General features: G+C 65.1%; 17 protein-coding genes. 7 read left to right on the forward strand and 10 right to left on the reverse strand.

Annotated elements, in window-relative coordinates; genetic code table 11:
- Nucleotides 1-10 precede the first annotated feature (10 nt).
- Both JQC81_RS05930 and JQC81_RS05935 read left to right on the forward strand, forming a co-directional pair.
- The gene (locus tag JQC81_RS05930; RefSeq protein ID WP_203270893.1) at nucleotides 11-199 is read left to right on the forward strand and encodes a DUF4169 family protein; all 189 of its coding nucleotides are present in this window, start codon (nucleotides 11-13) and stop codon (nucleotides 197-199) included.
- The gene (locus JQC81_RS05935; RefSeq protein ID WP_203270894.1) at nucleotides 200-451 is read left to right on the forward strand and encodes a ribbon-helix-helix domain-containing protein; all 252 of its coding nucleotides are present in this window, start codon (nucleotides 200-202) and stop codon (nucleotides 449-451) included. It begins immediately after the preceding gene.
- On the opposite strand, the gene JQC81_RS05940 is transcribed toward JQC81_RS05935, so the two are convergent.
- Both JQC81_RS05940 and JQC81_RS05945 read right to left on the reverse strand, forming a co-directional pair.
- Nucleotides 427-3,996 carry an AsmA family protein gene (locus JQC81_RS05940; protein WP_203270895.1) on the reverse strand — a complete coding sequence of 1,190 codons (3,570 nt, stop codon included), beginning with the start codon at nucleotides 3,994-3,996 and terminating at the stop codon, nucleotides 427-429. The two genes, JQC81_RS05935 and JQC81_RS05940, sit on opposite strands and share 25 nt — an antisense overlap.
- 83 nt (nucleotides 3,997-4,079) lie before the next feature.
- Complete coding sequence (locus JQC81_RS05945) at nucleotides 4,080-5,495, reverse strand: FAD-binding oxidoreductase (RefSeq protein ID WP_203270896.1); 1,416 nt, start codon at nucleotides 5,493-5,495, stop codon at nucleotides 4,080-4,082.
- A gap of 182 nt (nucleotides 5,496-5,677) precedes the next feature.
- On the opposite strand from JQC81_RS05945, the gene JQC81_RS05950 reads away from it, so the two are divergent.
- Nucleotides 5,678-6,220 (forward strand): thioesterase family protein, encoded by a 543-nt coding sequence (locus tag JQC81_RS05950; RefSeq protein WP_203270897.1) that lies wholly within the window; start codon nucleotides 5,678-5,680, stop codon nucleotides 6,218-6,220.
- A 109-nt stretch (nucleotides 6,221-6,329) separates the two neighbouring features.
- On the opposite strand, the gene JQC81_RS05955 is transcribed toward JQC81_RS05950, so the two are convergent.
- Nucleotides 6,330-6,614 carry a hypothetical protein gene (locus JQC81_RS05955; protein ID WP_203270898.1) on the reverse strand — a complete coding sequence of 95 codons (285 nt, stop codon included), beginning with the start codon at nucleotides 6,612-6,614 and terminating at the stop codon, nucleotides 6,330-6,332.
- 149 nt (nucleotides 6,615-6,763) lie between these two features.
- Between JQC81_RS05955 and JQC81_RS05960 the strand changes: the two genes are divergently transcribed.
- Nucleotides 6,764-9,127, forward strand: a complete 2,364-nt coding sequence (locus tag JQC81_RS05960) for an ATP-dependent helicase (RefSeq protein ID WP_203270899.1) — start codon at nucleotides 6,764-6,766, stop codon at nucleotides 9,125-9,127.
- A 61-nt stretch (nucleotides 9,128-9,188) separates the two neighbouring features.
- Here the strand turns inward: JQC81_RS05960 and JQC81_RS05965 are convergent, their stop codons facing one another.
- Nucleotides 9,189-10,070, reverse strand: a complete 882-nt coding sequence (locus JQC81_RS05965) for a manganese catalase (RefSeq protein ID WP_203270900.1) — start codon at nucleotides 10,068-10,070, stop codon at nucleotides 9,189-9,191.
- Between the two features lie 205 nt (nucleotides 10,071-10,275).
- Here JQC81_RS05965 and JQC81_RS05970 point away from each other — a divergent pair, with 205 nt between their 5' ends.
- Nucleotides 10,276-11,547, forward strand: coding sequence for an SAM-dependent methyltransferase (locus JQC81_RS05970; protein ID WP_203270901.1), 1,272 nt, complete (start codon nucleotides 10,276-10,278; stop codon nucleotides 11,545-11,547).
- A 33-nt stretch (nucleotides 11,548-11,580) separates the two neighbouring features.
- Here JQC81_RS05970 and JQC81_RS05975 read toward each other — a convergent pair whose 3' ends face one another.
- Nucleotides 11,581-12,456 carry an SDR family NAD(P)-dependent oxidoreductase gene (locus JQC81_RS05975; protein WP_203270902.1) on the reverse strand — a complete coding sequence of 292 codons (876 nt, stop codon included), beginning with the start codon at nucleotides 12,454-12,456 and terminating at the stop codon, nucleotides 11,581-11,583.
- A gap of 154 nt (nucleotides 12,457-12,610) precedes the next feature.
- Here JQC81_RS05975 and JQC81_RS05980 point away from each other — a divergent pair, with 154 nt between their 5' ends.
- On the forward strand, nucleotides 12,611-13,531 hold the full coding sequence (locus JQC81_RS05980) for a 50S ribosomal protein L11 methyltransferase (RefSeq protein ID WP_203270903.1): 921 nt from the start codon (nucleotides 12,611-12,613) through the stop codon (nucleotides 13,529-13,531).
- 140 nt (nucleotides 13,532-13,671) lie between these two features.
- Here JQC81_RS05980 and JQC81_RS05985 read toward each other — a convergent pair whose 3' ends face one another.
- Complete coding sequence (locus JQC81_RS05985; protein WP_203270904.1) at nucleotides 13,672-13,896, reverse strand: hypothetical protein; 225 nt, start codon at nucleotides 13,894-13,896, stop codon at nucleotides 13,672-13,674.
- 290 nt (nucleotides 13,897-14,186) lie between these two features.
- On the opposite strand from JQC81_RS05985, the gene JQC81_RS05990 reads away from it, so the two are divergent.
- Entirely contained in the window at nucleotides 14,187-16,007 is a 1,821-nt protein-coding gene (locus JQC81_RS05990) for an aminopeptidase P family protein (RefSeq protein WP_203270905.1), read from the forward strand.
- 62 nt (nucleotides 16,008-16,069) lie between these two features.
- Here the strand turns inward: JQC81_RS05990 and JQC81_RS05995 are convergent, their stop codons facing one another.
- The 4 genes from JQC81_RS05995 to ligA all read right to left on the reverse strand — a co-directional run bounded on the left by JQC81_RS05995 (nucleotide 16,070) and on the right by ligA (nucleotide 20,266).
- Entirely contained in the window at nucleotides 16,070-16,369 is a 300-nt protein-coding gene (locus JQC81_RS05995; protein WP_203270906.1) for a branched-chain amino acid transport AzlD family protein, read from the reverse strand.
- The gene (locus JQC81_RS06000; protein WP_203270907.1) at nucleotides 16,366-17,076 is read right to left on the reverse strand and encodes an AzlC family ABC transporter permease; all 711 of its coding nucleotides are present in this window, start codon (nucleotides 17,074-17,076) and stop codon (nucleotides 16,366-16,368) included. The genes JQC81_RS05995 and JQC81_RS06000 overlap by 4 nt, the downstream gene beginning before the upstream one ends.
- Before the next feature lie 120 nt (nucleotides 17,077-17,196).
- Nucleotides 17,197-18,063 carry a helix-turn-helix transcriptional regulator gene (locus JQC81_RS06005; RefSeq protein ID WP_203270908.1) on the reverse strand — a complete coding sequence of 289 codons (867 nt, stop codon included), beginning with the start codon at nucleotides 18,061-18,063 and terminating at the stop codon, nucleotides 17,197-17,199.
- Between the two features lie 46 nt (nucleotides 18,064-18,109).
- The gene (ligA, locus tag JQC81_RS06010) at nucleotides 18,110-20,266 is read right to left on the reverse strand and encodes an NAD-dependent DNA ligase LigA (RefSeq protein WP_203270909.1); all 2,157 of its coding nucleotides are present in this window, start codon (nucleotides 20,264-20,266) and stop codon (nucleotides 18,110-18,112) included.
- Between the last annotated feature and the right edge of the window lie 274 nt (nucleotides 20,267-20,540).

Genomic DNA, 20,540 nt, shown 5'->3' on the forward strand with positions numbered 1-20,540 from the left:
AACGGGCGCCATGGCTGAGATCATCAATCTGCGCCAGGCGCGTAAGAACAAGGCGCGGGCCGAGAAAGAGGCCCGCGCCGAACGAAACCGTGTGAGCTTCGGGCGAACCAAGGCCGAGAAGACGCTCACCAAGGCCGAGCAGGATCTGGCGAAGAGCCGCCTGGAAGGCCACAAGCGCGATCGTGACGAGACGCCGTGAATGGGTTTTGCCGTTCTCAAGCGCTCCGTCTCCATCGCCGGCCACCGGACGAGCATCTCCCTTGAGGAGCCGTTCTGGGAGGGCCTGCGGGAGATCGCCGAGCGGGAGAAGATCTCCGTTCAGGCCTTGATCGGACGCATCGATGCCGAGCGCGGCGAGCAGAACCTGTCCTCAGCCATCCGCGTCTTCGTGCTCAATGATTTGCGGAGCCGGTTGGAATCTGCCGATCAGCGTATCGGCGGCGCCCCGTAGACCGACGGCGGGGGAGCCACTTCGACGGGCGGGTTCAAGGGCGGCAGCGAAGTCTGCGACGGAGCCGGTTCGGGCTCTTCCGGTTGCCTCCGCTGCTCCGACTGCAGCCGCTCCGCCTCCCGGCGCACCCGTTCCGCCTCGGCCCGAGCCCTGGCCTGACGGAGGGCCTCCTCTTCGGCCGCCTTCACCCTCTGGCGCTCCGCCTCGCGTTGCGCCTCAATCTGGCGCTGGCGCTCCGCTGCGGCCCGCTCGAAGGCCTCGATCTTCTCCAATTCCCGCTTGAGCACGATGGCGGCCAACCCGTTGCGGAACGGCCCCGCGTCGATCTGGCGAACGGGAGCTGTCAGGGAGCCCTGCCAGTTCAGGCCGATCGACGGCGGAGCGCCGACCCATTCGGCCGGAGCCGTCTTAGCCGTGAGGGCGCCGCGGGCATCGAGCTGGAGGTTTTTCAGGTCGTAGGTGATGCCGCCCTGCCAGACGGCCGGCCCGCTCTCGGCCACGAAGGGCGAGAGCCGCAGCACACCGCTCACCAGGGCCGCGGAGGTTCGGACCAGATTTGTGTTGAGGGGCGCCCGTCCAAGCTCCATCCCGAGAATAGCTTCTGCCTTGCCTTCGACCAGGGGATCGTTCTCTGCGAGCGCACGCTTGAGGGCTCGTTCGAAGACGTTCGGGTCGGCTGCCGGGATGCGGAGATTGGCGACCTGCCAATCGCCGGCGCCACCGAGATTGGCGATGAGTTCCGAAAGGCTTGCGCCCGCTGCTCCAAACCGGAGCGGCCCGGACAGAATGGCTTCGAAAGGCGTGGAGCCCGTCAGGGCCCACAGGGGCACCCGGTCGAGGGCTCCCTCGCCCACGATGGTGGCGACCGCTCCCTGCCGGGTGATCGTCGCCGTGCCGGTGATCCTGCCCGAACCGACCGTTGCATCGAGGTTTCGAATGGAGATCCCGTCCGGCTGGGCGGCCAGGACGAAGGAGGACCGCGTGGCCTGGAGGCCGCGGCCCAGATCGAGCGTCCCTGCCCGGAAGGTGACCTGCCCGCCGGTGACGAGGCGCCCGCTCTGACCGAACTGGGCCGTGGACCAGATGGTGTTCGTCGTTTGATCGCCCGGTACGTTCAGCGCCAGCGCCGCCACGAACCAAGGCATGGAGAGGCGGCTGAGGGAGATCTCGCCGCTGATCTCGGAGCGGGAGGCGGCCACGAGGCGCGCCTGCACGGGTTCATTGGAGACCTTGGCGTTGATGTCCAGAAGGGTCGCCCCGCGTTCCCGGCCGAGGGTGACCCGCCCGCTCACCGGCACCGGCGGAGACACGCCTGCCCCATCGCCGAGCAGGCGCAGGAAGGGAGTGATGTCGGGAGTTGTGATCTCCACCTCGCCGCTGTCCACCACGTCGTCGCCCTGACTCAAGGCGAACGGCCGTGTCGTGGCAACCTTCAATCCGGCCATGTCCCCCGTGAGGGTGACGCTGAAGCGGCCGGAACCGACGCGGGAGCCGCGGATGTCGACCCTAGAGGGCTGGTTGAGCCCGGCCATATTCGGCCGGTTGACCCAGCGTCCGGTGTTGTCGGTCGAGAGGCCGAGGGTCAGGCTCTCGGTGCGTCCGTCAATGGATTCGACCTGGCCCTCGAAAGGCCCGCCAGCCATGCGGCCGGTGGCCGTCGTGCGCAGGCGCAGTTCGTTCGAGCCGGGCGCAGGCGCCACCCGCTCGGACGCGACATCGAGATCGAGCCCCCCTTCACGAACGAAATGCGGCACGAGCTTGGAGATTCCGCCGATCCAGACACTTCCCAACAGATCGATCATGGGTTCGGCGCGCTGGGCCGTGACCTTGCCGGAGATCCGGCCCGAGCCATCGGGCGCGATCCGCCCCCGCACCCGGGCATTGGCGCCGGCAAGATCCACGATGTCGAGGGTCTCGACCAGAAGAGCCGGTCCGTCGGACAGGATGCGCGCCGTGATCCGCCCCGTCGGCGGGCTCCGGCCGGCGCTGACCCCGCGCGCATCAAGGATGAACCCGACATCGAGGTTCTCGGTGGCCTGAAACACGCTCGAGACCTGGGGCAGTTCATCGAGATTCAGGCCCTGGATGGCAACCTGGGCCTCGAGCCGGCCGCGCTCGTTTGCCTCCGGGGCCGTATAGCGGACGTTGCCGGTGAGCGTGGACTCGCCCATCTTCAGCCGCAGCCGGTTGAAGGACAGGACCGGGTTCGAGAACGCGACCTCCGAGGAGAGTTCCACGGGACGCCCATCCAGGGCCGTCAGCAGCGGCGAGTTCAGGCGGATCTTGGCAAGATACCGCGCAAGACGGTCGGACGCTTTGGAAGCGAGCGCCACCTTGCCGTTGATGCCGCCCCTTGTGGTCAGTCCGAGCTGACCCTCGATCGCCACCTTGGTGTCGCCGGGAGCCGTGAACTCGATACGGTCCAGCCGCGCCCGCCCGGTATCCAGGGACAGGCGCAGGTTGGCGTTCGTCAGATCCTCCTGGCCCAGGCCGATGCTGTCGATCTTGAGGTCGAGGTCGATGGGCACCCGGATGAGCGGCAGGGACCATTGCTCAAGGCGGCTCGCGAAGTCCTGCCCATTGCCGGAGAGAATGAAGCTGTCCGCATCGAGCCTGCGCCCTTCGAGACGCAAGGAAATGCGCGGATCGTTGAGCACGACCCTGCCTTCTCCGGTCATACGCAGGCTCGCCCCGCCCTCGCCCGCTTCCAGGCTTACGGGGTTGAGTTCGACCGCCCCCGGCACGGTCTTGAACTCGGTTTCGACCGTGACCGGGATCGGGATGCCGGCCGCGGCAACCTGCGCCGGGGGACCGAACAGGATCTTGGCCTTGCCGGATACGTTCGGGGTCGCGGCCTCGCCGGTGCCGCCCTCCAGCCCAAGCCGGGCATCGATATCGAAGCGCGGATAGATGTCGCCGCCGCCGGAGAGCTTGACCTGGATGGTCTTGTCCTCGGCCAGCTCTCCCGTCACCAGGCGGAAAGGCACGCCCGACGTCGTGCCCTCGACGCGCCATGGGCCGATGAGCTTCTGGCCTTCGATATGGACGTTCTCAACGAAGGCCTGATTGGTGCGGCCGGTGCTCGCGCTCTGGGTTGTGACGAGTAGCTGGCCGACCGTGAGGTTTTCGATGGCCCATTCCCGAGCCCGGTTGCTCCCCGACACCAGTTCCGGCGGCAGGCGCCACTCGCCATCTCCGGAAACCGGGATGCGGATGTCGGCGCGTCCCACCTGCGCCTCGGTGAAGCGCACCTCGCCGCGCAGGAGCGGCGTGAGCGCGACCTCCGCCCGGATGTTGTCGGCCGTCAGGACCGGCGAGTCCGGCGTCTTCCCGCCGAGCCTCAGCCGGTCGAGGATGATCCTCGGTTCAGGCAGCAGGCGAATGCCGATGCCGCCCTCGGTCTGGGCCTCCGTTCCCGACGCGCGCGCGATCATCTGGTCGATCGTCTCGCGGTGGGCTTCCCAGGGGATGAAGGGAGGCGCCGCCACGGCAATCGCCAGGATCAGGATTACGATGGATGCGATGATCGTCAGGATATCGCGCAAGAAGCCGCCTTTTCTCCGTTACTCTGAGACGTCCTTACCCCATGAATGCAAGGACCGGGAGCGCTGTTCACCGTGTTCCACCGTCAAAGCGCAATGATCTTGCCCGGATTCATGATGTTGTGAGGGTCGATGGCCTGTTTCAAGACGCGCATGAGGCCGAGCGCCGCCGGCCCATGCTCGATCTCCAGGTACTTCATCTTCTTTTGCCCGACGCCATGCTCGCCCGTGCAGGTGCCCTCCATGGCCACGGCCCGCCGCACGAGCCGGTCGACGAAGGCCTCGCAGGCCTCGATTTCCGCCGGATCATCAGTGTTCACGAGGGGCTGGACGTGGAAATTGCCGTCGCCTACATGGCCGACGATGGGGGCGATGAGCCCGCTCTCCAGGATGTCCTGCTTCGTGGCGTCGACGCATTCAGCCAGCCGCGAGATCGGCACGCAGACATCGGTTGCCACCGATTGGGCCCCCGGCCGCAGGCCCTTGGCGGCCCAATAGGCGTCGTGCCGGGCCTGCCAGAGACGCGAGCGTTCCTCTGGCTTCGTGGCCCACTCGAAGGGTCCGCCGCTGAACTCGGCTGCGATCTCGCCGAAGCGCTCGGCCTGCTCCTGAACACTAGCCTCGGAGCCGTGGAACTCCAGGAGCAGCAGGGGGCTCTCCGGCAGGGTGAGCTTGGAGTGGAGGTTGACCGCCCTCACCTGCACCTCGTCGAGCAACTCGATGCGGGCGACCGGGATGCCGGACTGGATCGTCATGATCACGGCATCGCAGGCCGCCTTCACCGACGGAAACGGGCAGATGCCGGCCGAGATCGCCTCCGGGATGCCATGGAGCTTGAGGGTGATCTCGGTGACGATGCCCAGCGTCCCCTCCGAGCCGATCAGGAGCCGGGTGAGATCGTAGCCCGCCGAGCTCTTCTTGGCGCGGCTCGCCGTCTTCACGATCTCGCCATCGGGCAGCACGGCGGTCAGCGCCAGCACCACGTCCTTCATGGTCCCGTAGCGCACCGCGTTGGTGCCGGACGCCCGTGTGGCGACCATGCCGCCGATGGAGGCGTCGGCGCCCGGGTCGATGGGGAAAAACAGGCCCTTGTCGCGCAGGTGCTCGTTGAGTTCCTTGCGGGTCACGCCGGCCTCGACCACGCAGTCGAGATCCTCGTCATGGACGGCGATGATGCGCTTCATCAGGCTCAGATTGATGGTCACGCCGCCGTACGGGGCGTTGACGTGTCCTTCGAGCGAAGTGCCGGTGCCGTAGGGGATGATCGGGATCTCGTGCCTCACGCAGAGCTTCACGATCTCCGACACCTCCTCGGTGGTCCGGGGATAGACCACGATGTCCGGCGGCTGGTTCTTCACCCAGGTGAGCGAATGTCCGTGCTGCTCGCGCACCGCGGCCGAAGTGGCGACACGGTCACCGAGGCGTTGAGACAGCTCGGCCTGGAGGGAGGCAAGGGCGACATCGGGGGCTTTCTGGCGGACAGCGGCGTTGGGCGCATTCATGGAGGCTTCAGATCCGGTTGTGATGCTCATGCGACCCATAGCTACCAGAACCGTTGCAAAGGCAACACTCCGATGAGAAAGATGCCGCACCCCTCATGCATGAACTGCAAGCTCGTGCTAACATTGTTTCTTCCAACGCGAGCGGATCGGCATCCGAGGAGCATCGAGGGACGAGACTGACCATGGAAAAGCGGACCCCCGTCTTTTTCTTCGCGCCCTTCGTGTCCTCCACGATGCGGGTCGAGCCCGCTTGGATCGATTACAACGGCCACATGAACATGGCCTACTACCATGTGCTCTTCGACCGGGCCGTGGAAGAGGGCTTCAGCCTCGTCGGCCTCGGCCATGACTACCTGGAAAAGCGCAAGGCTTCCTTCTTCGCGGCCGAGATCCACACCACCTACAAGCGCGAACTGACGATGCACGACCGAGTGCGCGTCACGCTCCAGCTCGTCGACTTCGATGAGAAGCGCATCCACTACTACATGGAAATCCGCCATGCGGGCGAGGGCTGGGTGGCCGCCACCATGGAGGGCCTGTCCCTTCACGTAGACATGGAGACCCGGAAGGTCAGCCCGTTCCCGGATGATATCATGGCCAATCTCGCGGTGATGAAGACCACCCATGTCCGGCTGCCGAGACCATCAGCCTTGGGCCGCGTCATCGGCATCCCGCACCGGACCGAGATCCAGGAGGCTCTGTCAGCCGCGGGCACCCGGCACTAGAGCGTCGGACCCAAAAGTGGATTCCACTTTTGGGATCCATCTGATGCTCAATCCATAGCTTGCGCATCGTGTAGACCGGAAAACCGGATCCACTTTTCCGCACGATGCGCTAGCAGCTGATCGAGCCACGCGGGCAGGCCCCGCTTCGGATCGAGGGCAGTGTACGGGGCGCAAAGAGGCGCTCCCGCTGGATGTCCTGGCGGATCTGGTTGTTCTCCATCTGGATCCGCTCTTCCAGGTTCAGCAGGCGCTGATCCTGCCGGATCCGCCGGTTGATGTCCTTCGAGGCCCGCTCGGACGGGCTCACGCGGGGCAGGCGCGTCTGAGCGTCCGCCGGAGCGGCCAGGGGCAGAACGAGGCTGGAAGCGATGGCAAGGGCCACCATGAAACGCATGGGACATTCCTCTTCAGGACCTTGATTCCCATATGAGGATGGAGCCCCTCGTCAACAATGACATCTTGGTCCCAAAGTTCACGCCTGCGGCAGGATCGACAGGTATTCCGGGCTCGACGCCGTTCGCCTTTTGATCCATGGTCCCGCCGATGAATCAGTCCGACCCCAGACCCGACCCGCAGGACAGCCTGGCCCATGAGCCGGCATCCGGCTCGCTGAGCGCCCGCGCCCGTGCGGCGGTTGCGCCGCAATCCCCTTATCTGAACGGCCTGAACCCGGAACAGCGCGCCGCCGTGGAGGCGACCGAAGGCCCGGTTCTCGTGCTGGCCGGCGCTGGCACCGGCAAGACCCGCGTGCTCACCACCCGGATCGCCCACCTGATCGCCACCGGAAAAGCCTACCCGTCCCAGATCCTGTCCGTGACCTTCACCAACAAGGCCGCGCGCGAGATGCGCGAGCGCATCACGGCCGTGATCGGCCCCGTGGCCGAGGGGATGCAGTGGCTCGGCACGTTCCACTCCATCGGCACCAAGATCCTGCGCCGCCATGCGGAGCTCGTGGGCCTGCGCTCCGACTTCACGATCTTAGGCACGGACGACCAGCTCCGCCTGATGAAGCAGGTGATCGAGGCCGAGGGCATCGACGAGAAGCGCTGGCCCGCCCGGCAGCTCGCCGGCCACATCGACGGCTGGAAGAACAGGGGCCTCGGGCCTGATCAGGTGCCGGCCGGCGAGGCCGGCGCCTTCGCCAACGGCAAGGGCGGGCGGCTCTACCGCGCCTATCAGGAGCGCCTGAAGGTTCTGAACGCCGTTGATTTCGGCGATCTCCTGCTCGAATGCCTGCGCCTGTGGCGCGAGCACCCGGATATCCTGGAGCAGTACCAGAACCGCTTCCGCTATATGCTGGTGGACGAGTACCAGGACACCAATGTGGCCCAGTATCTCTGGCTGCGGCTTCTCGCCCAAGCCCGCAAGAACCTGTGCTGCGTCGGTGACGACGACCAGTCGATCTATGGCTGGCGCGGCGCCGAGGTCGACAACATCCTGCGCTTTGAGCACGACTTCCCCGGCGCGACCGTGATCCGCCTGGAGCGCAACTATCGCTCCACCGGCCACATCCTGTCCGCAGCTTCGGGCCTCATCGCCAAGAACCAGGGCCGCCTCGGAAAGACCTTGCGCACCGAGGACGAGCCCGGCGAGAAGGTAACGATCACCGGCGCCTGGGATTCCGAGGAAGAAGCCCGGTTGATCGGCGAGGAGATCGAGGCGCTGCACGCCAAGAAGCATTCGCTCTCCGAGATCGCCATCCTGGTGCGCATCTCGGCCCAGATGCGCGAGATCGAAGACCGGCTCGTGACGCTGGGTGTGCCCTATCGCGTCATCGGCGGCCCGCGCTTCTATGAGCGCGCGGAAATCCGCGATGCGCTCGCTTACTTGCGCGTGGTGAACCAGCCCGCGGACGATCTCGCCTTCGAGCGCATCGTGAATACGCCGAAGCGCGGCCTGGGCGATGCGACGATCCAGGTGCTGCATAACCATGCCCGCGCCGCCCGCGTGCCGCTGATGGAAGCCGCGCGCTTCATCGTCGAAACCGACGAGCTGAAGCCGAAGCCCCGTGCGACCCTGCGCGATCTGCTCATCTCCTTCGGCCGCTGGGCGAAGCTGTCCGAGACCCTGTCGCAGTCGGAGGTCGCCCAGACGGTGCTGGAGGAATCCGGCTACACGGACATGTGGCAGAAGGACAAGTCGGCTGATGCGGCCGGGCGGCTGGAGAACCTCAAGGAGCTCGTGCGCTCCATGGAGGAATTTCCCGACCTGCAGAGCTTCCTTGAGCACGTATCTCTCGTCATGGAAGCCAACGAATCCGACACCGCCGAGCGCGTGAGCCTGATGACGCTTCATGCGGCGAAGGGGCTGGAATTCGACACGGTTTTCCTGCCCGGCTGGGAGGAAGGCCTCTTCCCGAACCAGCGCGCCCTCGACGAGAGCGGCCGCGCCGGTCTTGAGGAAGAGCGCCGTCTCGCCCATGTGGGCATCACCCGCGCCCGCCGCCGTGCAAAGATCTACTTCGCCTCCAACCGGCGCATCCACGGCTTGTGGAACTCGACCGTGCCGAGCCGCTTCATCGATGATCTGCCTGAATCGAACGTGGAGATTGCCGAGGCTCCGGCCAACTTCTCCTATGGCGGATCCCGCTTCGACCGCATGCAGCCCTTCAGCGGCTCGTCCTACCAGACACCCGGCTGGCAGCGTGCGCAGGCCCATCGCGCAACAACCGACGACGGCGGCTACTCCGCCCGCCGCTCCGGCGAACGGCGTGGGTCCATGCTGATCGAGGGCGAACTGGTGGCGAAATCCACCGGCGGCTCGGGCTTCAAGCTCGGTGGACGCGTCCTGCACACCAAGTTCGGCCCCGGCACGATTGAGGCCGTGGACGGCAACAAGCTCACGGTCGAGTTCGACAAGGCCGGGCGGAAGATGGTGCTTGACAGCTTCGTGGAAGCGTTGGGCTGACGAAAGAAAATGCCCGGCATGAAGCCGGGCATGACGCAGAACAAACAACGTGAAGTGCCGACTACTCCGCAGCAGCGGGCGGCACGGGAGCCGGCGGCGTGCCGTAGGTGCGGGGATCGACCGGGTTGAGGTTGCCCTCGTCCTCCGTGTAGGCCGGCGGGCGATCGATGTAGGTGAAGGTGCCCTTCCCGTCCGGGGCAGGTCCACGAGCCCAGCGGCCCTGCTCGCTTTCCGTGCCTTCCGAATGGTTGAGGAACTGGTAGGCGACTTCGCTCTTCTCCAGCTCCTGCGGGAAGTTCGACGGACAGGGCGTCATTTCGAGCCCGTCCTCTTCCAGTTCACGGATGGCGGCGAGCCACTGGTTCTGGTGCATGGTGTCGCGTGCGATGAGGAAGGACAGCATGTCCCGCACACCGGTATCGTTGGTCAGGTTGTAGAGACGGGCAACCTGAAGACGGCCCTGGCTTTCCGCCGTCACGTTGAAGCGAAAATCGGCCAGCAGGTTGCCGCTCGCGGTCATGAAGCCTGCGTTCCAGAGATTGCCGGAGCTGTCGACGGGACGGGATCCGGAGCCGGCCACGATCACATGCTGCGGGTTCATACCCGCCATGATGGCATCCTCGACCCGCGCTCCGCCCATGATAGCGCCAACGAGGGAGTTCTGAGCCGCTCCTTCCTGAGTCTCGACAGGTGAGGTTTCGAGCAGGCGCGCGATCATGGTGGCGAGCATCTCGACATGGCCGATCTCCTCGGTGCCGATATCCATGATCATGTCCTTGTACTTCTGCGGCCCTCGGCAGTTCCAGCCCTGGAACAGATAGGTCATCATCACGCTGATCTCGCCCCATTGTCCGCCGAGGGGCTCCTGCAGCATCTTGGCGAAGTTCGGATCGGGTTTCTCAGGCTTGGCGTGATACGCCATCTGCTTCTGGCGGAAGAACATCGGCTGCTCCTGTCTGGTGGATTGAGTGGCGACTCTCAGCCCCACAAGAGTCAGCCTTCCAACCGGAGCGTCTCCCCGGTTGTTCCCAAATTAGGCTGTTTGTCCTGTACTTTAGACGAGTTCTGATCTGGCCCTTCTCCCCTCTAGCCACCCGCCCGCAACTGTGGAACCATCCGGCCCCGACGAATGACCGCGAGAGGTGCCGATGTTCCCCCTGTCCAACATGCTGAGATCCTTCATCCGCGCCGGAACCTTGAAGGTGATCGATGCGGAGGGCGGCACCCACACCTTCGGCGGGGAAAAGCCGGGACCGAGCGTCACCATGCGGCTGACGGACCGTTCGCTCTATCACAAGCTCTTCCTCAATCCGGAACTGCACGCCGGCGAAGCCTACATGGATGGCCGGATGAGCTTCGAGGAAGGCTCGAGCCTGCGGGACTTTCTGAACCTGTTCTCGATGAACCGCTCATCCCTGGCGAACTACCCACTGCAGAGCGTGCTCAAGCGCATTTCGCGCGGGGTGAAGCGCTTCCAGCAGGCGAATCCGGTCGGCAAGGCGCAACAGAACGTGGCGCATCACTACGATCTGGGCAACGACTTCTACAAGCTCTTCCTCGACAAGGGCATGCAGTATTCCTGCGCCTATTTCGTCGACGATGATGAAACTCTCGAAGAAGCGCAGCAGAACAAGCTGCGGCTGATCGCGTCGAAGCTCCGGCTGAAGCCGGGCCTGAAGATCCTCGATATCGGCAGCGGCTGGGGCGACCTTGCGCTCTATCTCGCGGCCATGGAGGACGTGGACGTCACCGGCGTCACGCTCTCCAAGGAACAGCACGAACTCTCCAATGAGAAGGCGCGGCGCGCGGGGCTGTCGGACCGGGTGCGCTTCGAGCTCCTCGACTATCGCAAAATGGACAGGAAGTTCGATCGCATCGTTTCAGTCGGCATGTTCGAGCATGTGGGCGTGCATCATTACGGCGAGTTCTTCGCCAAGATCAACGCGCTGCTCGACGATGACGGGCTGATGGTGCTGCATTCCATCGGCAAGATGAGCCCGCCCGGCACGGCAAGCCCGTGGCTGCGCAAATACATCTTTCCAGGCGCCTATTCCCCTGCCCTGTCCGAGGTTTTCCCCGTTGTCGAGCAGAACCAGCTGTGGGTGACGGATCTTGAATTCCTGCGCCTGCATTACGCGAAGACGCTCAATCACTGGCATCGGCGCTTCGAGGCGAACCGCGAAAAGATCGCCGCCATGTATGACGAGCGCTTCTGCCGCATGTTCGAGTTCTATCTCATCAGCGCCGAGACCATGTTCACCACCGGCAGCCAGCTCGTGTTCCACATGCAGCTCGCCCGCAAGCGCGATGCAGCGCCGATCGTGCGCGACTACGTCACGGACGTGCAACGCGAGTACAAGGCGAAGGAGGCGGAGCGCCTCAAGGTGCTGGAGCCGGCCAGGGAGCTGACGCCGGTTTGAGAGCCGGCATCAGGTGAACCGCTCGGCTGTCACTCATGTGAGCGTTTCATAATCCTTGTTCTTCAGGCCGTCATGGGAGTGCCGCGTCGGCAATGTGCCTTCAGGCTCCTTCTTGAAGTGCGAGGAGGCCTTGGAGCCGACAGGTCCCTTTGCGATGGTCACGCCACCGTCGACCGCATAGAGCGCACCGGTGACGTAGCTGGCTTCGTCCGAGGCAAGGAAGCAGAACACGTTCGCGACCTCCTCCGGCGTGCCGCGGCGTCCCATGGGCGTTGCGTCGACCATCATCGTTTCCATCTCCCGATCCATCGGGCCGCTCGACTTGTGGGTCCATGCGGTATCGATCGGACCGGGGCAGACGCAATTGGCGCGAACGCCATGCGCAGCCTGCTCCACGGCCACGCCGCGCATGAAGGAATGAATGAAGGCTTTGGTGCCGCCATACATGGTGTTCTTGGCGATGCCGATCATGCCGGCTTCTGAGCCGGTGGAGACGATATTGCCGTAGGTCTTCTGAAGATGAGGCAGGGCAAACTTGGTCATCAAGAAGACCGAACGGACATTCGCCCGCAGGGTCTCGTCGAACTTGTCGATCGGGTAATCCTGCGTTTCCGCCGCGACCAGAAACATGCCGGCATTGTTGACGAGCACATCGATGCGTCCATAGGCATGGAGGCAGGCTTCGACAGCAGCCTCGGCATGGCGCTCCTCGGCGATATCGCCAAGGTAGGTATCGGCGAAGCCGCCCGCCTGATTGATCATGCGAGCCACATCCTCCACCGGATCGTCCGGCAGGCCGACGAGGAGAAGGCGGGCGCCCTCCCGAGCGAATTTAAGCGCGATCGCCTCGCCGATGCCGGTGCCGGCACCCGTCACGATGGCAACCTTGTCGAAGAGGCGTCCGGACATGGGGATCTCCTGGAGGAAAACAAGCGCAGCCATTTGCCCTCGGCCATGACTGCTGCTGAGCGAGGGCAAAACGGGCCGCCCCTCTGACGGTTCCTCTCAAGCCTCATCTTCACGGACAGGTGACCTGCGCCGCGAGGGATGGTAAGGCGACCGCATGCTTGAAGGTCTGCACCCCAACCGCCCCACCCACGTCTTCCGCATCACCACGGACGAGCGTTCCGCACGCGCCATGACCGACATGATCGGCGAGATCTTCGATCCGGCCGAGACGGCCGTTGCGTCCTTCGAGACGGAAGACGACGGCCCCTGGATGCTGGAGGCCTATTTCGCCCATCAGCCGGACGAGGCGGCGATCCGCAACCTGCTGCGCCCCATCGTGGGCGCCGAGGCCGACAAGGGTGTCTTCCTACCCCTGGAGCAGAAGGATTGGGTGAAATCGTCGTTGGAGGGCCTCAAGCCGGTCCGCGCCGGGCGCATCTTCGTCCACGGCTCACACGACCGCGAGCAGCGCCTGCCCAGCGACATTGCCATCGAGATCGAGGCGGGCCTCGCCTTCGGCACCGGTCACCATGGCACCACCAAAGGCTGCCTGCTTGCTTTCGTGGACGAGCTGAAACTGCGCACGCCGCGCCATGTGCTCGATGTCGGCACCGGCACGGGCATTCTCGCGTTTGCTGCGGCAAAGGTTCTGAAGCGTCCTGTCGTGGCGGGCGACATCGATCCTGAAGCTGTGCGGGTGGCGCGGGAGAACGCGCGTCTCAACGGGATTGCAGCTTGGATGAAGCTCTATGTCGGTCCCGGCATCCGCCATGCGGAAGCGGATCGGCCCGGGCACTTCGACTTGGTTTTCGCGAACATTCTCGCCAAGCCCCTGCGGATGCTGGCCCCGGCGCTGGCGCGGGTGGCGAGCGATGACGGGACGATCATTCTGTCGGGACTGCTCTACCGCGACGTCCCTGGTGTTCTGTCGGCCTATGCGCACCAGGGCTGGTATCTGCAGCGCCGCTACAATCTGGACGGCTGGGCAGCTTTGGTCATGACACGAGGCAGTGCCCGTGCGCTGCCTCAGTGGTAATGCCTGTTACTCTGCCAGAACGCCCGGATAGCGCTTGGCAAGTTCGCGGCGGAGCTTGAGGGTCTCAGTCCAGACTTCGCGGATGGCCTTGAGGGCGCTGATGATGATCATCGTCTTATCTCTCTTCGCAAATGAGGTAATTAAAGCTTAAAGGGCAGATCGTCGGACTGGTCGAGGAACAGGGGCGAATGATCCTGCCGGCGGCCGAGATCGGACATGAGGGCCTCGTGGCGGCGCAGTTCCCGTGCGGCGCTCCGGGCGCGGCTCTCGATGAGAGCGTTCATCACGCGCGTCGCGACCTGCGAAAGCCGGGACGGGGCGGTGACAGGGCCAGCGAGGTGGGAGGAAAATACGGCTGCGGTCATGGGCTCATCTCCAACAGATCGGTGCTGAAACCCTTCAGCGCTCCTCTGTTCTTGTTGTCAGAAAGATAAGCTCGGTTCGACTTTGGTAGAAGTCATAGGATCACATGTGAGCCATGCGCTATCTGCAGGACATACCTAATTCTGATTAAGATCTAGTCACCTGACGCATAATTCTCATGCGATCTGCTGAAGGATGCAGCCTTCTCCATCTGGGCATCGTAGTTGCAGCCAGGCTCTCTCCGGCCTAGCGTGCAGACCTCTTCATCATCCGACCCTCGGTGCTGCTTTCCATGGCTCAGTTCCAGTTTTTCGACGACACGACCTCTCCCGCCCAAGGGCCCAAGCATATCGCCAAGCTGCGCGCCGAAATGGCCCGCCGGGGTTTCGACGGATTCATCGTGCCCCGCGCCGACGAGCATCAGGGCGAGTACGTGCCGAAGAGCGCCGAGCGCCTGGCGTGGCTCACCGGCTTTACGGGCTCGGCCGGAACGGCCGTCATCCTCCAGAACAAGGCCGCTCTCGTGGTTGACGGCCGCTACACGGTTCAGGCCGCCGAGCAGGTGGACACCTCCGTCATCACGCCGGTTCAGCTCGCCGACTTCACGCCCGAGGACTGGATTGCCGAGAACCTGCCGCAGGGCGGCACCTTCGCCTATGATCCCTGGCTGCACACCAGCGACAGCCTGAAGCGTCTGGAGCAGGCAGTCAGCCGGGCGGGTGGCCAGCTTGCTCCTGTGGACATGAACCTCGTCGATGTGATCTGGATCGACCGCCCCGCGCCTCCTCAGGCACCCGTGCGGCCGCATCCGCTCGACTATGCCGGCGAGGCCGCGCCTGCGAAGCTCGAGCGCATTCGGCGCAAGATGACGGAAGCCAAGATCGACGCCCTCGTCATCTCGGACCCGCACAACCTCGCCTGGGCCTTCAACCTGCGCGGCGGCGATGTGGGGCACACGCCCCTCCCGCTCGGCTATGCCATCCTGCCCCGCGAGGGCCGGGCGAGCCTGTTCTTCGATCCGGCGAAGGTGACGAACGAGGCCGGCGACGCGGTCGGCGATCTCGCCGCATTCGCGCCGATCAGCGGCTTCCAGAGCGCTCTCGATGAGTTGGGACAGACCGGCGGCAAGATCCGAATCGATTCCGCGACCGGCGCCGTCGCCCTGATCCGGCGCATCGAGGCGTCGGGCGGCAAGGTCGATGTGGGGGCTGATCCGATCGCTCTCATGAAGGCGGTCAAGAACGAGGCCGAGATCGCAGGCTCCCATGCGGCGCATCTGCGCGATGGCGTGGCGGTGGCCCGCTTCCTCGCCTGGCTCGACCGCGAGGCGCCCTCGGGCAAGCTCACCGAGATCGACGCGGTGGAGGCCCTGGAGGCGTTCCGCGTCGAGACAGGCGCGCTGAAGAACATCTCGTTCCCGAGCATTTCGGGCGCGGGCCCCAATGCCGCCCTGCCCCATTATCGCGTGACGAGTTCGAGCAACCGCTCCATCGAGCGCAATCAGATCTTCCTGATCGATTCCGGTGCGCAGTACGAGGACGGCACCACCGACATCACTCGCACGATCATCGTGGGCGAGCCGACGGCCGAGATGAAGGACCGCTTCACCCGCGTGCTGAAAGGCCATATCGCCATCGCCCAGGCGGTGTTCCCGAAGGGCACGACGGGTGCGCAGATCGATGCCTTCGCGCGCAAGCCCCTGTGGGAGGCAGGCCTCGACTTCGATCACGGCACCGGCCACGGCATCGGCAGCTATCTCTCCGTGCACGAGGGACCGCAGCGCATCGCCAAGACCGGCCACACGCCGCTCGAGATCGGCATGATGCTGTCCAACGAGCCCGGCTTCTACAAGCCCGGCGCCTACGGCATCCGAATCGAGAACCTCATCCTCGTCGAGCCGCGCACGATCTCCGGCGGCGACCGCGAGATGATGGGCTTCGAGACGCTGACCTTCACGCCCATCGACCTGCGCCTCGTGGAGCCTGCGATCATGACGGCAGACGAGATCGCGTGGCTCAACGCGTATCATGCGGCTGTGCGTGAAAAGATCGGCTCGCATCTCGATGCCGAGACGCGGGCTTGGTTGGAGCAGGCGACGCAGGCAATCGGCTAAGTCTCCGCACTGTCATTCCGGGTTCGCCTTCGGCGCCCCGGAATGACAGTGGAAGCATATGATCAAATCACGTTCCGCAGCACCACGACAGCGATCACGCCGACCGCCACCGTGCCGAGCAGCGGGAGGCGGAACGCCGCCACCGCCGTGATGGCGGCCGCGATAGCTTCCGCCCATCCGGTGGTGAGTGCGGTCGGGGCGATCACCGCGACGAGCACGGCAGGCGGAATGGCATCGAAGGCGGCCTTCGCGCGGCCGGTGAGCACGAGGCGGTCGGCTACGAACATGCCGGCGATGCGCGTGAAATAGGTCACCACCGCCATGGCCAGGATGGCGATCAGAGTTGTCGTGTCGAGGCTCATGAGCGCGCCTCCTCAGGCGCTGCGAGATAGGCTGCAGCAATGCCCGCGAGCGCACCCGATGCCACGTGCCAGGGCGCGCCGATGAAGTAATGAACCAGTGCTGCGACGCCCGCACTGACGGCGACCGTCACCAGCGTCACGCGGCTTTTCCCGAAGCCTGCGACGAGGCCGATGAAGAGTGCCGTGAAGGCGAAGTCCGCGCCGATGCGCTCGGGATCACCGAGGAAGGAGCCGAGGATCGCCCCGATGGTCGACGACAGCGTCCAGTTGGCCCAGAGCACCACGGCCATGGCGAACCAATAGGCTCCTGTCACAGGTCGCTCTAAAGCCCGACGTTCGGACAATGCCCAGGCCTCATCGGTCAGGAAGAAATAGGCCAGCAGGGTCTGAACCCGCGACATGCTGACCTTCGGCGTGAGTGAGGCCCCCATCAGCACGTGCCGCGCATTGATCAGCAACGTCGCGAAGGCGAGCGTCAGGATCGGCGCGGGACTGATCCAGGTCTCGATAGCGGCAAACTGCGCGCCGCCCGCAAAGACCAGCGCGGACATCAGGCTGACCTCAAGCGGCGACATTCCCTTGGCAGCGGCAATCGCACCGAACAGGAGGCCGATGGGAAGCGCCGCCACGGCCACCGGGGCGATATCGCGCAGGCCCGCTTGGATATCGCGCCGGGGTGTGGAGACGAAGGGGTTTGCCTGATCCATGACATTCCTCATTGCCCCGGCCTTATGCGGGATGAATCATGAGACGTCTTGGATGAAAGTGCGGTTCTGGGAATGGAGCATCGGACCCAAAAGTGCAAGTCCACTTTTGGGTCCGATGCTCTAGGCCGCTCTGTATGCACCCGGCGTCACGCCCATGCGGGCCTTGAACACCCGGTTGAGGTGGCTCTGATCGAAGAAGCCGCAGGCGGCCGCCACATCGCCCGGAGCCTCACCCTGCCCCAGCAGCCGGGTCGCGGCCCGGAAGCGGCGGTCGAGAAGATAGGCATGGGGCGTCAGCCCGGTCTCCTTGGCGAAGGCACGGATGAAATGGCTGCGGGACAGCCCCGCCAGATTCGCAAGGTTGGCGAGGTCCGCCTCCTCGCTCATATGCGCGTCGAGATAATCGCGCACCCTCAGGATGTTCTTAGAGCCGTAGCGCAGGGCCGGCAGGGCATCGAGATCGGCCCAGCGGGCGATCAGGCGACTGAGGAAGTCAACGAGGCGGGTGTCCTGCTCCATCTCGGAGGTCCAGCCGTCGTCCTGGCACAGGCAGGCATGAAGCCGAACTTGAGCCCGGAACAACTCGGGATCCTGGATGACGGAATGCCGGAACCAGGGCGGGCGCGAGAGCGGGCGGCCCGCCACGTCCTCGGCGATCTCCTGCATCAGCTCCGGCGAGGGATAGAAGGTGCGGTATTCGAACCCGCCGCCATAGGGCTCGCCGTCATGGATCTCGTCCGGGCAGACGACGGCTACGGATCCTGCCGGCGCGTAGTGCTGCTGGCCGCGATGGAAGAAGGTTTCGCAGCCGGCCAGCACCGCCGCGACGGCATAAGTGTCGTGGCTGTGGCGGGCATAGGCGTGACGGCGGAAGGTCGCGCGCAGGCAATCGAGGCCGCGGTAGCGCGGCACCCGCCAGAAATGCGTCACGTCGCCCGCTCCAACCTGGGCAGGATCGAGCGAGACCTCCGGGGTGATCACCGTCATAGGCGCACCATGCCATATCGAGGCCCGCCTGTCTTGGACAGGAGTCTCACCCCCGCCCGACGAGGGCGAACCAGCCGTCCTCGTCCATGACCTGGACGCCGAGCTCGGCCGCCTTGGCGAGCTTCGAGCCCGCGCCGGGCCCGGCCACCACGATATCGGTCTTCTTGGACACGGAGCCCGCCACCTTGGCCCCGAGCCGCTCGGCCATGGCCTTGGCCTCCTCGCGGGTCATCTGCTCCAGGGAGCCGGTGAACACCACGGTCTTTCCCGCGACCGGCGAGCTCGCGGTGGCCGGCGCCTCCATGGGCTCCGTGGTGACTTCCGCCAGCAGGGCATCGAGCATCTGCTCGTTGTGCTGTTCCCTGAAGAACTCGACGATAGCCTCCGCCACCACCGGGCCGATGCCGCCGATGGCGGTGAGCTCCGCATGAGCCTCCGATGTCTCGTCCGCCGCGGCCTTGGCGGTTTCGCGCAGGTGCTCGAAGGTGCCGAAATGGCGCGCGAGCAGCCGCGCCGAGGTCTCGCCCACATGCGGGATGCCGAGGGCGAAGATGAAGCGGTTCAGCGAAATCGAGCGGCGCGCCTCGATGGCTGCGAACAGGTTCTTCGCGCTCGTCTCGCCCCAGCCTTCCCGGTTCTCCAGGCGCTTGAGGCTGCGGGCATTGCGCGCCTCCAACGTGAAGATATCCTGCGGGCGCTGAATCAAGCCTTCCTCGTAGAATTCGTCGATGCGCTGCAAGCCGAGGCCTTCGATGTCGAAGGCGTTGCGCGACACGAAGTGCTTCAGGCGCTCACGGGCCTGCGCCGGGCAGATGAGGCCACCGGTGCAGCGGCGCACCGCATCCTCCTTGCCCGTGCGCGGATTGACCTCGCGCACCGCGTGGCTGCCGCAGGCCGGGCACGTGGTGGGAAACTCGTAGGGCTTCGCGTCCGCGGGGCGCTTCTCCAGCACCACGTCGAGCACTTTCGGAATTACGTCGCCAGCCCGATTGATGACCACCGTATCGCCGATGCGGATGTCGACGCCGTTACGGATCTTCTCGCCGTTGCCGCCGATGCCCTTGATGTAATCCTCGTTGTGCAGCGTCGCGTTCGACACCACGACGCCGCCCACGGTCACGGGCTTCAGGCGCGCGATCGGATTGAGCGAGCCAGTGCGGCCCACATTGATCTCGATGCCCTCCAGCACAGTGACGGCTTTCTGCGCCGGGAACTTGTGCGCGAGTGCCCAGCGCGGCGAACGCGACACGAAACCGAGGCGCTGCTGCAGGCTCAAAGAGTCGACCTTGTAGACGACACCGTCGATGTCGTAGCCGAGATTGGCACGGTCGGTCTCGATGGCGTGGTAATGCTCCAGCAGTTCCGCAATGCTCTCGCAGCGGCGCGTCAGCGGATTGACCGTAAGGCCGAAGCTCCTGAAGCACTCCATCATGCCGGCTTGAGTGTCCGCCGGCATGGTGCTGACTTCACCCCAGGCATAGGCGAAGAAGCGCAAAGGACGCGACGCGGTGATCGAGGCATCGAGCTGGCGCAGGCTGCCCGCCGCCGCATTGCGCGGATTGGCAAAGAGCGCCTTGCCGGCCGCTTCCTGGCGCGCGTTGATGGCGGCGAAATCCTCGTGCGAGAGATAGACCTCGCCGCGCACCTCAAAGATCTCCGGAACGTTCGAGCCTTTCAGGCGGTGTGGAATGTCGCCCACCGTGCGGGCGTTATTGGTCACGTCCTCGCCCACGGCGCCGTCGCCGCGGGTGGCGGCGGAGACGAGCTTTCCGTTCTCGTAGCGCAGGCTCAGCGAGAGTCCATCGATCTTGGGCTCGGCCGTGAAGGCGAGCGGTGCATCGGCACCGAGGTTGAGGAAGCGGCGGATGCGCTCGACGAACTCCTCGACCTCCTCGTCGGCGAAGCCGTTGGCGAGCGACAGCATCGGCACGCGATGCCGGATCTTGCCGAACTTCTCCGACACTTTGGAGCCGACCTTCTGGGTCAGGCTCTCAGGGCTTTTCAGCTCCGGGAACTGATCCTCCAGCGCCTCGTAGCGCTTGCGCAGGGCATCGTATTCCGCGTCCGAGACGCTGGGCGCGTCTTCCTCGTAATAAAGCCGGTCATGCTCCGCGATCTCGGCGCCAAGCCGCTCATGCTCGGCACGGGCTTCGTCGGGCGTCAGGTGGTCGGCGGGCTTTGAGAAGGTGTTGTGTGCGGGCATGATCGAATCGGGTTTGAGGGTGCTTGAACCATAGCGCTCGGAGCCTGAGTCTCCAGGGCGGACCGCAGAGGTTTCACCGGTTTCCGGCATTCTCCTCGTTCGTAATGACCCATTTCTTAAGGCCATGCGCGGGGGCGCTCCCTCCCCGGTTCGGGGTGGCGGCTGTGGGCTTTGTCGTGGCTTGTCTCAGGCGATCAAAGGGAAGCGCGGGAGGCAAGGCGGCTTCGCTGCACTCCGGTGGAGCGGGCGAAGATCGGGTCGGGACGGGGGTTCC

This window comes from Microvirga arabica, assembly GCF_016811235.1.
Classification (GTDB): domain Bacteria; phylum Pseudomonadota; class Alphaproteobacteria; order Rhizobiales; family Beijerinckiaceae; genus Microvirga; species Microvirga arabica.